Origin of the sequence: Pseudoalteromonas sp. SWN166, assembly GCF_015864485.1 — a bacterium.
In the GTDB taxonomy this organism is placed as follows: domain Bacteria; phylum Pseudomonadota; class Gammaproteobacteria; order Enterobacterales; family Alteromonadaceae; genus Pseudoalteromonas.
The window spans coordinates 25,638-44,008 of the sequence record NZ_JADYXB010000007.1 but is presented as its reverse complement, the minus strand read 5'-3'; the positions used below and the strand labels follow the sequence as shown (position 1 = coordinate 44,008).

Genomic DNA, 18,371 nt, shown 5'->3' with positions numbered 1-18,371 from the left:
ATTATAACGGCATCTGGTTTTTTATATCAAGCAACAACTGAACTTAATTGCTTGATAAGTATATATCTTCTTTATTTAGTACATAAATTGGTATTAGTTTTCGACTACTCGCGACGATTTTTTTTGTATGCACGTTAATTACACGTGTATTTACAACAACAGCATCACTGCGATAAATTAATGTGCCCGCTAATACATGGCTCGCCATTTGCTCTTCGCTAAGCTTTTCAATATCACGCGAGAAAGCAAAATCACCACGGCTATTTACATCTATTGTTTGGGTTGTTTTAAAATCAACCACGCCATAACCAAACTTTTGTAACTGATGAATTAACGTTTCAGAAATTTGATTACCCAATTGATTACTTTTAGTAAGCGACGAATCAAGATCGACCAAGGTAGTAACGGCAATATTAATATTGGTGTCGGTATCGCTTTCAAACTCAAGCGTATCAACCAAATCAAGTGCCATTTGCTCTACATAGTTAGCAAGTGTTTTATGGTGCTTAAGTGGTGTGAACTGCTGAGATGGATCGTATTCAACTTGCGATTGTATTACTTGATTATTATAAGCAACTTTAAGCTGATCATTACCACCGTTTACTGTGTAATCTGTTCGTGTTGTGTTTTCGTTATGCTCATTATTTTGCGTCATTGAGCAGCCTGTTAACCCAATTAAAGTAGTAAATCCAACGATAGTAATTAGTATATACGACATAGTTAGCCTCACTTGCTTGCTTGCTTAAGCATTATGCCATCAGTGCGGTAGTTACTATTAAGTGCATCAACAACTGACTGTGGAATAAAACCTTGCGCAGTGCCTACTACGGCTTTGCTTTGCAGTCCAATAATACGTGCGTTTACAAGAACTCCTCCTTGACTACTTACTAATGTGCCAGCGAGTACGTATTTAAAGTTTTGATCTTGGTTAAGCTCTAAATAATCTCGACTAAATACAAAGTCTCCTTCAGGTGTAACACGCATGTAGTCGGTTGTTTTAAAGTCAATAACGGGTATGCCAAAATTATGTAGCTCGTGCATGAAACTTTCAGATATTTGATTCCCCAGTAAACTACTGTCATTAAAATCATCATCTAAAAATACAAAGCTTGAAACGGCTAATGGTGTTTTTCCATTAACATATTGCAGGTTTTCAACCATGTCTTGCATTATTCCGCGTACATAATGATTTATGTTCTTTCGCATTGGCGGAGTCGGTTTGGTATTACTATTTTTTTGAGCAAAGTCCGATTGAAATAAACGATCATTGGATACCGGATCTGCAACATCACGCTGATTATTAACGAGTTGCGCTGTTTGGTTATTATTTTGAACCTGGGTCTCATCCGTACCAGTATTCATACCATTTAGTATATGCGAACAGCCAAAGCCCAAAGGTAAACAGAGGGTAATTAATAGGTTTCTCATTTTGTGCTCCTGGTTAGTATTCGCTGCGGTATAAGTAGCCGTCGCGTTGCTGTATTTTTTCATTACCCCACATTACATTAATTGGGATCTCTGTACTGCCGGCAGACAAAACTTGTTTATTATTAATATTTATCAAACGCGCATTTACAATATAAGCGTGTTGCTGACGGGTCACTGTGCCGGTAATAATTAAGTCAATATTCTGACGAGCGCGTAATTTATTTAAATCACGACTAAGTATACTGTCGGCATGTTCTGATAAGTTTAAGCTGTTTCCCAATCTATACTCAACGGTGTTATATCCCAGTTGGGTCATTTGAGTTAAAAGACTTTCTTGGATCTGTTGGCTTAAACCAGAACCTTGCTCTGTCATTAGTTTTGAGTCGATCTTATCGGCAAGAAAAAAGCTACTTACACCAATACGTGCATTTCTACTTAGCGGCCCTTGAAGATTATTAAGTTGGGCTGTTAAGTTATTAACGTAATCACTTACTGTGTAGGCTGCCATAGCTGCTTTGGGAGCATTAGTACTGATACTCGGCTCGGGCTGAGGCGTTAAACTACAAGCTGCTAGGTTTACAAATAATAAGGGCAATAACAGGCGCATAGTTGCCATCCTCTTTTAAATATATAAGAGTTAAAGCAATAATTATGCCTAAAAATTACTGTTTGTAAGGTTGTTGAACGTAATAACTAACAAAACATGCTACTTGTTGCTTTATTAGTGCTAAACAATCACTTTTAGCATCCGCTGAATTGCTATAAGCACCTAACTTCAATCGATAAAAAGTTGTGTTATTAACTCTTACGGTTTCTACATTTACCTCAGTGGGTGAGATAATATTTTGTGGTATTTTTTCTTGGAATTCGCTGAGCTTCTTTTGTAATGCATTTTTATTTTTAAAAGCGGCAATTTGCAAAGCAAACAATACCGAGTGGGTTTTTAATACACTCTCGTTATTAACTACATCATTTACAGGAGTATTTAGAACATCAAACTCATTTAGCTGTTTTAGATTAGTAGCAAGCTGCGTTAATTTATTTTCTAACTTTAGTAGCTGCTCTACTTTAGGTTGAGAGCTTTCCCACTGTGCGACTGAAACTTTAAGCAGCTCCAAATCAGACTTCTCAATAAGAATCGATTGCGGGTTGGTTTGAGTCGTTTTAACTTGCTGGGGTGAGTTACATGCAGCTAAAGCAAGTACCGTTAATAGCACTATGCTTTTAAATATCGGTTTTAAAAGCATTTACTTTTCCAAAAGCGAGTTAAATTATGAAGAATATATTTTATGGATAAATATATTTTAAGCAAGTTTCTATTTTAACTACAGCTTTATAGGCTTATCGGTATAGTTACTTACTATGCAATCGAGTTTATAAAGCTTGAATACGGCGCAGTCTGCTTTTGCATTTTTAAAGTTTTGGTAAGAACCAAGCTTTAGCCTGTAAAACATTTTGTCGTTTATTTTAGCGGTTTCTACATTCGTCAATATTTTGTCTCTAAACAACGGCGCTGCTTTAGTATTTAGTTCTTGCCATGCTTTAGCCACACCTTGTTCTGAGTCAACCGAAGCTACCTGCAAAGCAAATACATGTTTAGGTGTATTTAATTTTACAGTTTGTTTTTTATTACTGTCGTTTTGTTTAACTTGTTGGCGTGATTTAACATTACGTGTGTTTCGTGGTGAGCGTACTGACTTACTGCTGTAGCCTTGGTTAGACTGAGCTATAGCTTTACTATTTATAATATCAATATGATTTACGAGGTAAGTTATTTCTTTTTCTAACCTTAAAATTCGCTCTATACCCTCGCGGGCTTGTTGCCACTGCATTGCGGCATCTTTTAGCTGAGCAAGCTCCAAGGCTGTAATTGAGACGTAATCAGGCGAGTTACTTTGAGATTGTTCATCAATAGCTTTTTTTTCAGGCGTAACGCTGCATGCTGTACCAAATAAAAGCATTAGCAAGCTGAGTAAAAGCCCTATGTTATTTTTTTTATATATAAACATGTATTAGTTATCCTGAAAGCAGTGTTTTTTCACTACATTTCAGTTAAACATTCTCACAAGAAAGCGTTTAACTTTTTTAAGCTGTGAGCTATAAAACTTAGCTCTTCGCATGCATGTCAGTGTTTCGTAAAACACATCGTTGCATACTCCACCCCGTCCTTGAGAGCATTCTTTAATACAAATTTAATGCCAGTTAACACAAACTTTACAACATAAATAACAATATGTCTGTAATGACTTAAAAACTTTTATTTTTCGAGTGGCCCCGTCCTTACTTTATTCTAGGGCCTGTTGACCTTTCAGGATTAAAATTTGTTCAATCTCGGGGCCATTTAATCGCGGCGCGAGGTTTGTAACCTAGTGGGCTCGATAACTGCTCCTGCGTTATTCTACTGGCTTACATCCATGTAAGAATAAGTAAAAACCGAGTAAAGCTTTCGCGTCCTGCTCACGCCCCTTACCTACATCCATGTAGGCAACAAAGAGTAAATTGCCCCGAGGCAGAACCCTTCGGGCAGCGCATGTTTGGCATTTATGCTACGTTATCGCCTATTTATGGGGAATAACCACACTACATAGGCTCTGCCTTGCCTAAATACCAAACAGTCTGCTGCAAATTTAACCTCGAAAGATAAACAGGCCCTGATAATACTCATAAAAAAAGGCGCCGATATAGGCGCCTTTCATGTTTTTCGTTAACTGTTAAATCAGTTTTTTGATAAATGATTTTAATTCATCGGCAAATTCATCACGGCGTAGTGCAAATTCAATCGTTGCTTTTAAGTAACCAATTTTACTTCCACAATCATGGCTTCGGCCTTTTATAGCGTATGCATCTACTTTTTCGTGTTCCATTAACATCGCAATTGCGTCAGTTAATTGAATTTCGTCGCCTGCACCTTGCGGAGTTTTTGCAAGTAACGGCCAGATATTTTCGCTTAATACGTATCGACCCACTACAGCTAAGTTTGATGGAGCTTCATCTACTGGCGGCTTTTCTACCATATTAAGAATTGGCGAGCTTTCACCTTGCTTTAAGTCAACATCACCTAAATCAACCACACCAAACTGGTTAACTTGTGCCATTGGTACTGGTTCTACCATAATTTGGCTGTGCTTGGTTTGCTCAAAGTTAGCGATCATTTCTGCTAAGTTATCTTTTTTAAGATCGCTCTCTACATCGTCAATAATTACATCTGGTAAAATAACTACAAACGGTTCGTTACCAATAATAGGCGCTGCACAACTGATAGCATGGCCTAAGCCTTTTGCTTCACCTTGGCGTACGTGAATAATGGTTACGTCTTTAGGGCAGATTGCTTGCACTTCGGCAAGTAGTTGCCGCTTAACACGCTTTTCTAAAGTAGCCTCTAGTTCAAAGCTCGTATCAAAGTGATTTTCGATTGAGTTTTTACTCGAGTGCGTTACTAACACGATTTCTTTAATGCCTGCAGCAACGGCTTCGTTTACTACATATTGAATTAAAGGACGGTCAACCACAGGAAGCATTTCTTTAGGAATTGCTTTAGTGGCTGGTAACATACGAGTACCAAGGCCTGCTACTGGGATCACTGCTTTCATTTTATGTTTTCCTTAATCTTTTATTATACTGAAAATGGATATTGAATCGCTTCGTGGCATTGATAGCCTATTACTTCAAAGTCGTCTCGTGTTACCCACGTTTCTATGTCTTCTAATGATTTAATTTTTGGATTAATTTTTAACTGAGGTGATGCAAATGGCTCACGCGTTAACTGCACGTCTCGCATCAGTTCAAGTTGGTTTTCGTAAATATGTGCATTAGCAATTTTATGATACGCCTTACCCGCTTTGTGGCCGGTAATTTGAGCTACTAACGCAAGCAACACAAAACACTGAATTTGATTGAAATTAAGGCCGAGCGGCACATCACAACTGCGCTGATACGATGTTAAATACAAGGTATCGCCAAGTAAGGAGAAAGTGTGCGTGTGCATACACGGGCGCAGGCAACCAAGCTCAAACTCACCTGGATTATAAAATGTGATTATTTCACCACGGTCATCTATGCCATTTTTTAAGTTATTAATAACTTTGGAAAGCTGATCAAGCGTTGAACCATCTGGTCGTTGCCAACCACGGCCTTGTACGCCATAAACACGCCCCATGTCATCCTCACCTTTACGGTTAGGATTATTAAGCCATGCGTTGTTATCGTTCGCGTTGGCATCCCATGTTTTGCAGCCAATATCACGAAACTGCTCAGCGCTGTCGTAACCGCGTAAATAGCCTAGCAACTCAGCAATAGCGGCTTTGTAGTAACTTTTGCGCGTCGTGATCATCGGAAACTGATTATTAGCTACATCGTATTCTAAATCGGCATTAATAACGGTTAAACAACGCGTACCTGTACGTTTATTTTCGACCCACTGCCCTTCGTCAACAATACGCTGACATAATTTTAAATATTGTTTCATGTTGTTTTTATTATGCCTTAGCTGTTTTAACGTGTTGTGGTTGCTTATATGCCCAAATTAATAAACCTAAGCCGCCTACAATCATAGGAAGTGACAATATTTGCCCCATTGAAATAAAGTCGGCAAATAAACCTAGTTGCGCATCGGGTTGGCGGAAATATTCAATACAGAATCTAAACACGCCGTAACCTAATAAAAACACACCGGCTACGCTGCCAGCTGGACGCGGTTTTTTAATAAACCATTGCAGGATTAAAAACAGCACTAAGCCTTCAAAAAATGCTTCGTATAATTGTGATGGGTGACGCGCAAGCGGACCACCCGTTGGAAATACCATTGCCCATGGAACATCAGTAACTCGACCCCACAATTCGCCATTAATAAAGTTACCAATACGCCCAGCTAATAAGCCAACAGGCACAAGCGGAGCAACAAAGTCGCCCACTTGAAGCAATGACTTTTTACGCGTCCACGAAAAAATTGCGACGGCGGTTATAACGCCAAGTGTTCCACCATGGAACGACATACCACCCTGATCTATTCTAAATAAATACAGTGGGTTTTCTATAAAGTAACTAAACTGGTAAAACAATACGTAGCCAATACGTCCGCCTAGTATTACCCCTAACATGCCATAAAACAGTAAATCGCTTACTTGGTCTTTAGTCCAACCCGAATTTGGCTTTGACGCTTGACGATTAGCAAACCACATCGCAAATGCAAAACCAATTAAATACATTAAGCCATACCAGCGTACGCTTAGCGGTCCAACAGAAAAAATAATTGGATCAATTTGAGGGAATTCAAGTGCCATAAAAAATAAACCTTTAGCTAAAAACCATTTTAATTGCGATAACTACAAGCAGCACCGCGAAAACTTTCTTAATTGTATTAACAGGTAAATAGTGAGTTGCTTTGGCGCCAATAGGCGCAACAAACCACGAGGTAATAACAATTCCAAATAATGCAGGTAAATAAACAAACCCAGCAAAACCATGCTCTAAATCGGTAACCTGCCAGCCTGCGCTGATGTAACCAATAGAACCAAATAATGCTATAACAATTCCACACGCGGCTGCGCAGCCAATTGCTTTTTTTATATCAACCGAAAAATAATTAAGCATAGGTACAATAAGTGCCCCGCCACCAATACCGATTAAACCTGATAATCCGCCCATTATCGCAGAAAATCCACCTAAAATAGGACCTGCTGGTAACGGTTTATCTGACATCGGTTTATTACGCGCGGAGAGCACCATTCTTGCTGCAATAAATACAACACTTATAGCAAACACTGTACGTAATATTTGTTCAGGGATTAAACTTGCTGCAAAGCCACTAATAAGTGCACCTAAAGCCACACCCGACATAACCCACGGGGCGATTGCCCAAGGTACGTTATCATTTTTATGATGAGCCAGCGCTGAAGACGTTGAAGTAAATAAAATAGAAGCGAGTGAGGTTGCAATAGCTATTACTAATACATGATCAGCCGACGTTACATTAAATGAGAGTAGCAGAGTGCTTAGTACTGGAACGATAATTAAACCACCGCCAATGCCTAGTAATCCAGCTAAAAACCCAACAATACAGCCTAGTAGTGCGCAGCTTGCGACTAACAAACCTAAGTCATACATAGTAATCTCAAATACCCTTTTAAGGTTTATATATTAAAGGATTATAAAACTAATAGCATCTGTGTATTGCAATTAATTAGGCGTACGAGCTTATTTTGGGGTGTAAAACAAATCACCTAATTTATGCTCTAGCATAAAGCTTCGCGTTAAACGTAGTACTTGTTTAGCTGTCGATTGCGCTAAACATTCACTTAGTAGTTGTTCCATGTCACTGACATTTAAACGTCTAAGTACCCACTTTACTTTATTAAGCGATGATAAATTCATACTAAGGCGCCTGTAGCCCATGGCGATAAGTAAAATAGCCCCTTCAGGATCACCGCCTAGTTCACCACACAAACTAAATGGCAGTTCATATTGCTCACATTCGTGCGCCACTTTATTTAGTACTCTTAGTACACCTGGGTGATAAGGGTTAAAAAGTTCGGCTACACGTGCGTTAGCTCTGTCTACTGCTAATAAATACTGTGTTAAATCGTTACTACCTACTGAGCAAAAATCGACTTTTTTTGACCACTCAGGAAGCATAAATACACTTGAAGGAACCTCTAGCATTATGCCTATGTCGGGTCTTTCTATGGTTTGCTCTGGGTATTTTTCACTTAACTCAAAATAAGCCTGTTCAAATAACGCAAGTGACTCATCAACTTCTTCAGTGCCACTGATCATAGGGAGCATTATTTTTAAATTACCTAAACCAATATTTGCTTTGAGCATCGCTTTTAGTTGATCTAAAAATAACTCTGGATGATCAAGGCTAATACGTATACCACGCCAACCTAAAAATGGGTTTTCTTCAGTAATATTAAAGTAATCAAGTACCTTATCGCCCCCAATATCCAATGTACGCATAACCACTGGATTTGGATGATAGCTAGTTAATACTTCTCGGTACCAGTTTTCTTGCTCTGCTTGCGAAGGAAACTGACCCTTTTGCATAAACCACGCTTCGGTTCGATAAAGCCCCACACCGTCACAAATATGTGAGCTACTTTGCTCAGTATTAAGCTCAAGGCCTGCGTTTAATAATAAGCTAACATGCTCACCGTCAAGCGTAATTGATTCTGAATCTTGCTCTGCTAAAAAGCGGTTATTTAGTAGGTTATCTTGATGCTGTAACTCTGTGTATTCGTCCATCAGCATTTGTGAAGGCGATATATATAAACGCCCAGCAAATGCATCTAAAATCATCGGCTTGCCATTAAACTGCAGTAAGGGTAAATCCTCTATACCCCAAATAGCAGGAATGCCCATCGCACGCGTTAATATAGAAGCATGGCTATTTGCAGAGCCATTTACACTAACAACGCCAGTTAAGTGACCTTTTGGCACTTCAGCAAGCATGGCGGGTGTTAAAGTGTTAGCAATTAAAATTGTATTGGGTGGATAGTTTTTAACTGCGTGCTCGGTATTTACAAGATGATGCAATACACGAAGGCCAATGTCTTTAACATCAACAGCACGCTCTTTTATATATGGGTCTTGCATGGCATTAAATTGAGATATTAAACGCTCTATTACAATTTTTAGGGCGCTTTTAGCACACCAGCCTTCTTGTAATTGCATTTCAACATTATGACCTAAGCTTTTAGCATCAAGCAGTTGTTGATACACATCAAATACCGCAAGAGCTTCGTGCGGAATAGAGTCGCTTAGCGTCATCGATAGGGTATTAAATTCTTTGCGCGTTGCAGCTACAGCTTGAGTAAACAAACGGCGCTGCTCAGTAACGTCACTGTCTTTTAGAAGCTCAATAGATTTAAAATCGAGTTTTGGTAATACTACAAATGCTTGCCCTATGCCTATTCCTGGTGCACTCGACACGCCTTTTAAAACAGACGTTTGATGGGATGACTCATCTTGGCGTAGTATTTCTTTAATTTCAGCATGCGCTAACTGCGAGGCAAGTTGGGCAGAAAGCGTTATTAAAAACGATTCTTCGTCTTGGCTAAATACACGCGCCATTTTTTGTTGAACAACAATAACGCCCAGTACTTTTTTTTGATGAACGACAGGTACAGATAAAAAAGCGTTATAGCCTTCTTCGTTTACTTCAGGAGAGAGCTTAAAACGAGGATGCGATTTAGCAAATGCAATATTAATAGGTTCTTCGCGTTGCGCTACTAGGCCAACTAAACCTTCGGTAAAACCAATTCTAAACTTACCTACCGCATCGGGGTTTAGCCCTTCGGTTGCCATAAGTACAAAATTGTCTTGGCTGTAATCTGCAAAATAAATGGAGCAGCACTGGGTTTTCATGGCATCTTTAACCATTTGCACAAAGCACACTAATGCACTGTCTAAATTCGCTTGTCGCGATACAGACTCCGCAATAGATCTCAGTGTAGCCAGCATGTCCTGCTCCTTTACTTATTCTAAATTAACTACCTTTTGCTTCGCCAATGATCTTTATGTTGTTCTCTCTTATTAAAAGGCATCGCGAAAGGAGCAAACTCTTTCATTACACGTCGATAAACATCCCGTTTAAACGATACAACCTGTCTTACAGGATACCAATAACTTACCCAGCGCCAATCATCAAATTCAGGATGATGGGTTTTGAGTAAATTTACATCTTCGTCTTTACAACGTAACTTTAGTAAAAACCATTTTTGTTTTTGCCCAATACACACCGGACTAGAGTCTCGGCGGATTAATCGTTTGGGTAATTTATAGCGTAACCAATGTTTTGAGCTTGCGACTATTTCTACATCTTCTGGTCGCAATCCTACTTCTTCGTGTAATTCACGGTACATGGTTTGTTCTGCTGTTTCGCCATCATCAACACCACCTTGGGGAAATTGCCAAGAGTGTTGACCATAACGTCTGGCCCAAAAAACCTGTCCCTGATTATTGCAAATCACAATTCCGACATTGGCACGAAAACCTTCGGCATCAATCACCTTAGTGCCTCATTTGTAAGTCGATTTTTTATGATTGTTCCACATTAGCCGCAATACGGCAAATACTATTATACCCAAGCCAATTAGTTAGCTAAGTTTGAGCTTTTAGCGCATCAATAAATTAATAGAAAGTGAGTAAATATTTGAAAAATAACTGAGTGAAGCTATTGCGGTTCTTGTTTTCCTCTAGTTACTCACAGTTTGTGCATAACTTTTGTAAAACGCGCTCATTTTGCAAACAAATCCACAATACAAGATCGAAAAACTCGTGTTCTCCACAGATTCTGTGGATAAACATGTTCATATAGTTGTATTTATCCTTACAACTTTAAAATGGCTTAATCAAAACTGAACGTATAACTTTAAAAAACTCAAGTGAGTCAGTAACTTAAAGTAAAGCACTCTAATTAAAACATGTTCAAAATTAACACAAACAACAAGCGAGCAAAAAACATACAACCCTAAAGATATCCACGGCTTAGCCAATTTGCTATCATGGCTATGGTATTTATTCAATCGAAATTAATAGTATGCGACCATCAAAACCTCTTTCAATTAATGACTTAATGCAGCGCGTAAGTAGTATTGCGGGATTGACCTTAGGCCAAATTGCTAGCCAATACAATTTTAAAACTCCTGATGATTTACTGCGTGAAAAAGGTTGGACTGGCCAGCTAATTGAATATGTACTAGGTGCTACGGCAGGTTCAAAACCAGTTCCAGATTTTGAAGATTTAGGCATTGAGCTAAAAACACTCCCTATTTCCTATAAAGGTAGGCCACTTGAAACTACGTTTGTATCGGTTACACCTTTAATGAACGTTACAGGAATGACGTGGCATACAAGCAGCGTGCGTAAAAAGCTAAACCACGTTTTATGGTTGCCAATATTAAGTGAGCGAGATATTGCTCCGTTTGATAGAACCATCGGTAGCGGCTTTTTGTGGCAACCCTCACCTGAACAGGACACTTTATTACAGCGTGACTGGGAGGAACAAATGGAGCTAATTGCGCTAGGTAGAGTCGACGAAATATCAGGCCATTTAGGCGATGCGATGCAAATACGCCCCAAAGCTGCTCATAGTAAAATAGTCACTGATGCTATTGGCCCAAATGGGCAAATAATTAAAACCCTACCCCGTGGCTTTTATTTAAAAACCAGTTTTACGGGTGATATTTTAAAGCAACAGTTTCAGCTTTGAGCTGTGCAGAAAATATTATGAGTTAAGCAAATTCTTTTTCGCACTACGTGCGCGCGTCAGCAAGCTTAACGCCTACAAGGTATTTCACCTTTTTTAATAAAATAATTTGAGGTTTAAATAAAGAGTTTACGTTTTTGTTGATCCCCCTTTTCGCACTGCGCGCGCGTCAGCAAGCTTAACGCCTACAAGGTATTTCACCTTTTTTAATAAAATAATTTGAGGCTTAAATAAAGAGTTTTCGTTTTTGTTGTTCACCCTTTTCGCACTGCGTGCGCGCGTCAGCAAGCTTAACGCCTACAACTTATTTTCATCTCTTTGAATAAAAGTATCAGGCATAAAAAATCCCCGCTTATGCGAGGATTTTATCATCTAAAATTAAAAATTAGATTCTATATAAAATAGAATTACTGACCTTTAACTTCTTTAAGACCATTGTACGGTGCTTTATCACCTAATTGCTCTTCAATACGTAGCAATTGGTTGTACTTTGCAACACGGTCAGAACGGCTCAATGAACCTGTTTTAATTTGACCTGCAGCAGTACCTACCGCTAAATCAGCAATTGTTGAATCTTCAGTTTCACCAGAACGGTGAGAAATAACAACAGTAAAACCAGCGTCTTTAGCCATTTTTATTGCAGCTAAAGTTTCAGTTAAAGAACCGATTTGGTTAAACTTAATTAAGATTGAGTTAGCAATACCGTTGTCGATACCGCGTTTTAAAATCTTAGTATTTGTTACAAATAAATCATCACCTACTAATTGGATTTTATCACCCATTAGTTTAGTTTGATGAGCAAAGCCATCCCAATCAGACTCATCGAGACCATCTTCGATAGAAACGATTGGGTACTGATTAGTAAGATCTTGTAAGAAGAAGTTAAATTCTTCAGAAGTGAATTTTTTGCCTTCACCTTTAAGATCGTAGATGTTTGCTTCTTTGTCGTAAAACTCAGATGCAGCACAATCCATCGCTAAAGTAATATCTTTACCTAGCTCGTAACCTGCGTTTGCAACAGCTACTTTGATTGCAGCAAGAGCCGCTTCGTTAGATGCAAGGTTAGGTGCAAAACCACCTTCATCGCCAACCGCTGTTGAATGACCATCAGCTTTAAGTACTTTAGCAAGGCTGTGGAATACTTCAGCGCCCATTCGTAGGCCTTCGCGGAAGTTTTTAGCGCCAACAGGTTGGATCATGAATTCTTGAATATCTACAGAGTTATCTGCGTGCTCACCACCATTGATGATGTTCATCATTGGAAGTGGCATAGAGTAAACACCTGGTGTGCCATTTAAGTCAGCAATATGTTCATAAAGCTCAACTTTTTTAGACTGTGCAGCTGCTTTCGCAGTTGCTAGTGATACAGCTAAGATTGCGTTTGCACCTAATTTTTCTTTATTTTCGGTACCGTCTAAATCTAGCATCACTTTATCTACAGCGCTTTGATCTAATGCACTTTGGCCTTTTAAAGCATCAGCAATTTCGTTATTGATATAACCAACTGCTTTTAATACACCTTTACCTAAGTAACGTGATTTATCACCGTCGCGTAACTCTAATGCTTCACGAGTACCAGTAGATGCGCCTGAAGGTGCTGCTGCACGACCCCAAGAGCCATCTGCTAAATGTACGTCTGCTTCAACAGTTGGGTTACCACGCGAGTCCATAATTTCGCGACCGATTACTTTTACGATTTCTGACATCTTGATTCCTCTATATTCCCAAAATGGTGAGTTCAGCTAACTTTACTACGTTTTATATAGTTTATACCAATTGCATTTAATTAGTGAGCTATTATAGCGCTGAGAAAACAGCTCAATAACAAGGCAGAAATTATGACATATAGTTGTTCTATATGAGTAATTTTTAACCCAGTGAGTGAGTTATTTAATGCGATACAATGCTCATGTTTTTAATAAAATTGGTATCGGTCAGCCCTTAAAACAAAAAAGCCGTGCAATATGCACGGCTTTTTAAAATTACGAATTTGCTTTTTGGTGGATATGCGCGGCTGCTACAAACCCTTCAAACAACGGATGACCATCACGTGGAGTTGACGTGAATTCCGGGTGGAACTGCGCGGCAATAAACCATGGGTGATCTTTATTTTCGATAATTTCTACCAGTTTTTTATCTTCTGATAAACCAGTAAAGCTTAAGCCTGCTTTTTCAAGTATTTCTACAAAGTTATTATTTACTTCGTAGCGATGACGATGACGTTCAACTATTTCGTCGCTGCCATATACTTCGCGTACTTTAGAACCTGGCGTTAAATGACATTTTTGTGCGCCTAAACGCATAGTGCCACCTAAATCAGATTTCTCGCTACGTGTTTCAACATTACCTTCAGCATCTAGCCATTCAGTAATTAAGCCAACTACTGGCGCTTCTGAATTTGCATTAAACTCTGTAGAGTTTGCATCCGTTAAACCTGCAACATTACGTGCATATTCAATTAATGCTACTTGCATACCTAAACAAATACCTAGGTATGGTACTTTGTTTTCACGTGCGTATTTAGCCGCTAAAATTTTACCCTCAACACCACGTCCGCCAAATCCACCTGGTACTAAAATAGCATCTAAGTGTGAAAGTAATTCAACACCTTTGTTCTCTAAATCTTGTGAATCTACGTATTGAATATTAATTGTTAAACGGTTTTTAAGGCCCGCATGCTTTAATGCTTCGTTAACCGATTTGTACGCATCTGGTAATTCAGTGTATTTACCAACCATACCAATTGTCACTTCACCCGTTGGGTTAGACTCTTGATAAAGTACTTGTTCCCACTCAGCTAAATCAGCTTCTGGTGGATCTAAGTGAAAACGACGACATACGAAGTTATCTAATTCTTGCGTTTTTAATAGCGCTGGAATTTTATAAATGCTGTCTACATCAGGTAATGAAATAACCGCTTTTTCTTCTACGTTTGTGAATAATGAGATTTTTGCACGCTCATTATTAGGTAGTTTACGGTCTGAACGACAAATAAGAATATCTGGCTGAATACCTACTGAGCGTAACTCTTTAACAGAGTGCTGAGTTGGTTTTGTTTTAACTTCACCTGCAGGGCCTAAAAATGGCACTAACGTTAAGTGAATAAATAGCGCGCGTTCGCGGCCAATTTCAGTTCCCATCTGACGAATTGCTTCAATAAACGGTTGTGATTCTATATCACCTACAGTGCCGCCAATTTCTACAATAGCAATATCATAACCTTCAGCACCGTCGTATACACGTTGCTTAATATCGTTAGTGATATGTGGAATAACCTGAATAGTAGCGCCTAGGTATTCACCACGGCGCTCACGACGTAATACGTCTTCATATACACGGCCTTGTGTGAAGTTATTACGACTAGTCATTTTGGTACGAATAAAACGCTCGTAGTGACCTAAATCAAGGTCAGTTTCTGCGCCGTCTTCTGTAACGTAAACTTCACCGTGTTGAATTGGGCTCATTGTGCCTGGGTCAACGTTGATGTAAGGATCCAGCTTTAAAATGGTAACATTTAAACCACGGGCTTCTAAAATAGCGGCCAGTGAAGCTGCGGCAATACCTTTACCCAACGAAGAAACAACTCCGCCAGTAACGAAGATAAATTTTGTACTCATGCGAACCCTAGAATATCAGGAATTAAAAGGAATATAACACCCAAAGAAGAGCCTAAGGGTATATCATCAAGACGGGGCGAAATTGTACCAAAACACTGCTTATCAATCCAGCTAAAATTAGCTAATGCACGCACAAAAAATGTGCACTATTTAACATTAAACCTATTTTACTTTTTTAATCGCATCCCATGCGCTGTCCATTTCTTCAAAGGTGGCTGTATCTAAGCTTTTGCCTTGCGCGTGCAAATAAGCGTGTACCTTTTCAAAACGCGCTGAAAACTTATCATTTGCGCTTCTCAGTAATTGCTCAGGGTCTCGTTTAACATGGCGTACAACATTAACAGTGGCAAAAAGTAAGTCGCCGAGCTCTTCCGCTGTATGATCAGATAACGGGTCTTGCTCAATCGCTTCTTTTACTTCAAGCACTTCTTCGCTCACTTTATCAAGTGCACCATGATACGTTGGCCAATCAAAACCAAGTGCGGCAACGCGTTGTTGAATTTTTTTAGCTTTACTTAAACTTGGCATATTTGCAGGAATATCTTGCCAAAAAGAAGGTGATTCTGTTTGCGTTCTTGCACTGCGCTCTTGTGCCTTGATTGCTTGCCACTGCTGCGATAGCTGCTCGTCTGTTAGCTCTTTTTTATCGCCAAACACATGCGGATGACGACGGGTAAGCTTGTTATTTAATTGCTCTACCACATCATTAAAATCAAATAGATTTTGCTCTTGTGCAAGTTGCGCATAAAAAATAATTTGAAATAACAAATCACCCAATTCGCCTTTAAGCTCACCTAAGTTGCCTGACTCAATACAGTCGGCAACTTCGTATGCTTCTTCAAGTGTATGCGGAACAATAGATTTAAAATCTTGTTTGAGATCCCACGGGCAACCGCCCTTGGGATCTCGCAGTGTTTTCATTATGCTAAGAAGTTGTGTAAGCGCTGCATTATCATTCATGATTAATGACCACGCTTGGCATCGTGTACACCTTCAATTTGGTGTAACTTAGAAAGAACACGGTTAGTACCCGATAAGTCATGTACTTCTATTTGCATCGTAAATATAGCTAACTGATTATCTTCAACCGTATTTACGTTCATGTTTAAAACATTTACTTTTTCGTTAGCAAGTACTGAGCTTATATCGCGTATTAGCCCTGAACGATCGGTTGCTTCTATTTTAATACTTAGTGCGTACGAACCATTAATATCATCAGACCAACTTACTGAAATAACACGCTCTGGATGCTGATTTTTTAAGTTATTAAACGAATCACAGTCTTCCTTATGAACACCTATCCCTCGGCCTTGCGTTATATAACCTATTATTTCATCGCCAGGTACTGGGCGACAGCATTTGGCTACATGGCTCATTAAGCTACCAACGCCATCAACCACAATGCCGTTTTTGTCACCGGTTACTTTGCTAGGTGCTTTAATACGAATAATCGGCTCATCTTCAGTCCGATCACTTACAAAGTTAAGCATTTGATTGAGGCGTACATCGCCCGCACCAATGGCAACCATTAAGTCATCAAGTTCTTTAAAGTTAAAACGCTTGATGGCAGGCTCTAAATCTTTGTATGTTAAATTGAGCTTTTGTAGTTCGCTGTCGAGAATTTCTTTACCCGCACTTAAGTTTTTGTCGCGATCGAGCTGTTTAAACCAGTGATGGATTTTAGCTCTAGCGCGCGATGACTTAATGTATCCTAATGACGGATTTAACCAATCTCGACTTGGATTTGGTTGTTTTTGGGTCAGTATTTCTACCTGATCCCCCGTTGTAAGTTGATGCGTAAACGGCACTATTTTGCCGAATATTTTTGCACCAATACAGCGATGCCCTACATTTGAGTGAATGTAGTAAGCAAAATCAAGCGGCGTAGCACCAAGTGGTAAATCAATAATATCGCCGCTTGGGGTAAATATGTATACGCGGTCTTCTACTACTTGGTTTTTAAGCTCTTCTGCTAGGTCACCACCATCGACTACTTCTTCTTGCCATTGAAGTAACTTACGTAGCCAGCTAATTTTTTGCTCATAACCCGAGCCGCGCCCTGGTAATGCGCCTTCTTTGTACATCCAGTGTGCAGCCACACCCAACTCAGCATCTTGATGCATGTCGCTGGTACGAATTTGTATTTCTACTGTTTTTCCCTCAGGGCCAAATACCACGGTATGAATTGACTGATAGCCGTTTTGTTTTGGGGTTGCTACATAGTCGTCAAACTCTTTATTAAGATGACGCCAATTAGTGTGCACAATACCCAGCGCGCCGTAGCAGTCTTGCAGGCGCTCCACAACAATACGCATTGCCCGAATATCAAAAAGCTGATCAAACTCGTAGTTTTTTTGCTGCATTTTTTTATAAATGCTGTAAATGTGCTTAGGGCGGCCATAAACTTGGGCCTCTATGCCCGCTTCACTTAAACGGTTTTTTACTTGCTCAACCATATCTTCCATATAGGCTTCGCGCGTAAGGCGTTTGTCGTCAAGTTGTTTGGCTATGCTTTTATAGGTACCTGGGTGCAAATATCTAAACGATAAATCTTCTAGTTCCCACTTTAACTGCCCTATTCCTAATCTGTTTGCCAGTGGTGCAAAAATATCAGCCGTTTCTTTAGCGGCAATGACGCGGTCTTCTTCATCCGCATTTTTTACATTACGTAAATGACATACCTGCTCGGCAAGCTTAATGACCACAGCGCGCACGTCTTCGACCATGGTTAATAACATTTTTCGAATATTATCAACTTGCATAGTACCTTTACCTTGATGCGATAAAGTACTAATAGTGGCCATTTGTGCAACCCCAGTTAACAGCATGGCTATGTTACTACCAAGCTGCTCTTCTATGGTTTCAAGTGATATTAAATCGTTTAAAAAATACGGGGTTAAATACGCAGTAGCTAACGATTCGGGGTCGAGGTTTAGCTCAGCTAAAATTTCAACCATTTCGATTGCAGTAGTTTGCCTGCTTTCATTATCACATTTTACGCAGAGCGCTTGCGCTTTAGTAAGTAGCTCTGTTTTTTCTTCAGACAAGGCAAGAAATGAAAGCCGAGTGCTAAAATCTGTTGTCTCATCTTGTTGATGTGATTGTCGTGTAGCTACCATAAT

General features: G+C 39.4%; 16 protein-coding genes. 1 reads left to right on the top strand and 15 read right to left on the bottom strand.

Annotation, left to right across the window (positions count from 1 at the left end):
* Nucleotides 1–43 precede the first annotated feature (43 nt).
* From I6F49_RS05945 to rppH, 11 genes are all read right to left on the bottom strand, one after another.
* Entirely contained in the window at nt 44–718 is a 675-nt protein-coding gene (locus I6F49_RS05945) for a FlgO family outer membrane protein (protein WP_197179196.1), read from the bottom strand.
* An 8-nt stretch (nt 719–726) separates the two neighbouring features.
* The gene (locus I6F49_RS05940; RefSeq protein WP_197179195.1) at nt 727–1,428 is read right to left on the bottom strand and encodes a FlgO family outer membrane protein; all 702 of its coding nucleotides are present in this window, start codon (nt 1,426–1,428) and stop codon (nt 727–729) included.
* A gap of 13 nt (nt 1,429–1,441) precedes the next feature.
* Nucleotides 1,442–2,035, bottom strand: a complete 594-nt coding sequence (locus I6F49_RS05935; RefSeq protein WP_197179193.1) for a FlgO family outer membrane protein — start codon at nt 2,033–2,035, stop codon at nt 1,442–1,444.
* A gap of 55 nt (nt 2,036–2,090) precedes the next feature.
* Complete coding sequence (locus I6F49_RS05930; protein ID WP_197179191.1) at nt 2,091–2,675, bottom strand: SPOR domain-containing protein; 585 nt, start codon at nt 2,673–2,675, stop codon at nt 2,091–2,093.
* A 78-nt stretch (nt 2,676–2,753) separates the two neighbouring features.
* Nucleotides 2,754–3,437 (bottom strand): SPOR domain-containing protein, encoded by a 684-nt coding sequence (locus I6F49_RS05925; RefSeq protein WP_197179189.1) that lies wholly within the window; start codon nt 3,435–3,437, stop codon nt 2,754–2,756.
* Nucleotides 3,438–4,139: 702 nt separating this feature from the next.
* Nucleotides 4,140–5,018 (bottom strand): UTP--glucose-1-phosphate uridylyltransferase GalU, encoded by an 879-nt coding sequence (galU, locus tag I6F49_RS05920; protein ID WP_197179187.1) that lies wholly within the window; start codon nt 5,016–5,018, stop codon nt 4,140–4,142.
* A 23-nt stretch (nt 5,019–5,041) separates the two neighbouring features.
* Nucleotides 5,042–5,893: a thymidylate synthase gene (locus I6F49_RS05915; RefSeq protein WP_197179185.1), complete on the bottom strand. Its 852-nt coding sequence runs from the start codon at nt 5,891–5,893 to the stop codon at nt 5,042–5,044.
* A gap of 10 nt (nt 5,894–5,903) precedes the next feature.
* Nucleotides 5,904–6,707, bottom strand: coding sequence for a prolipoprotein diacylglyceryl transferase (gene lgt, locus I6F49_RS05910; protein WP_007583122.1), 804 nt, complete (start codon nt 6,705–6,707; stop codon nt 5,904–5,906).
* A gap of 13 nt (nt 6,708–6,720) precedes the next feature.
* The gene (locus tag I6F49_RS05905; RefSeq protein WP_197179183.1) at nt 6,721–7,530 is read right to left on the bottom strand and encodes a sulfite exporter TauE/SafE family protein; all 810 of its coding nucleotides are present in this window, start codon (nt 7,528–7,530) and stop codon (nt 6,721–6,723) included.
* A gap of 90 nt (nt 7,531–7,620) precedes the next feature.
* Nucleotides 7,621–9,885, bottom strand: coding sequence for a phosphoenolpyruvate--protein phosphotransferase (gene ptsP / locus I6F49_RS05900; protein WP_197179181.1), 2,265 nt, complete (start codon nt 9,883–9,885; stop codon nt 7,621–7,623).
* Nucleotides 9,886–9,914: 29 nt separating this feature from the next.
* Entirely contained in the window at nt 9,915–10,433 is a 519-nt protein-coding gene (gene rppH / locus I6F49_RS05895; RefSeq protein ID WP_002958704.1) for an RNA pyrophosphohydrolase, read from the bottom strand.
* Nucleotides 10,434–10,963: 530 nt separating this feature from the next.
* Here rppH and mutH point away from each other — a divergent pair.
* Nucleotides 10,964–11,635, top strand: a complete 672-nt coding sequence (gene mutH, locus I6F49_RS05890) for a DNA mismatch repair endonuclease MutH (RefSeq protein ID WP_197179179.1) — start codon at nt 10,964–10,966, stop codon at nt 11,633–11,635.
* A gap of 404 nt (nt 11,636–12,039) precedes the next feature.
* On the opposite strand, the gene eno is transcribed toward mutH, so the two are convergent.
* The 4 genes from eno to relA all read right to left on the bottom strand — a co-directional run bounded on the left by eno (nt 12,040) and on the right by relA (nt 18,368).
* Nucleotides 12,040–13,338, bottom strand: a complete 1,299-nt coding sequence (eno, locus tag I6F49_RS05885; protein WP_024589994.1) for a phosphopyruvate hydratase — start codon at nt 13,336–13,338, stop codon at nt 12,040–12,042.
* A gap of 276 nt (nt 13,339–13,614) precedes the next feature.
* A complete protein-coding gene (locus I6F49_RS05880; RefSeq protein ID WP_010553216.1) occupies nt 13,615–15,249 on the bottom strand; it encodes a CTP synthase in 1,635 nt (544 codons plus the stop codon).
* A gap of 162 nt (nt 15,250–15,411) precedes the next feature.
* On the bottom strand, nt 15,412–16,209 hold the full coding sequence (mazG, locus tag I6F49_RS05875; RefSeq protein WP_197179177.1) for a nucleoside triphosphate pyrophosphohydrolase: 798 nt from the start codon (nt 16,207–16,209) through the stop codon (nt 15,412–15,414).
* Nucleotides 16,210–16,211: 2 nt separating this feature from the next.
* The gene (gene relA / locus I6F49_RS05870; protein WP_197179175.1) at nt 16,212–18,368 is read right to left on the bottom strand and encodes a GTP diphosphokinase; all 2,157 of its coding nucleotides are present in this window, start codon (nt 18,366–18,368) and stop codon (nt 16,212–16,214) included.
* Between the last annotated feature and the right edge of the window lie 3 nt (nt 18,369–18,371).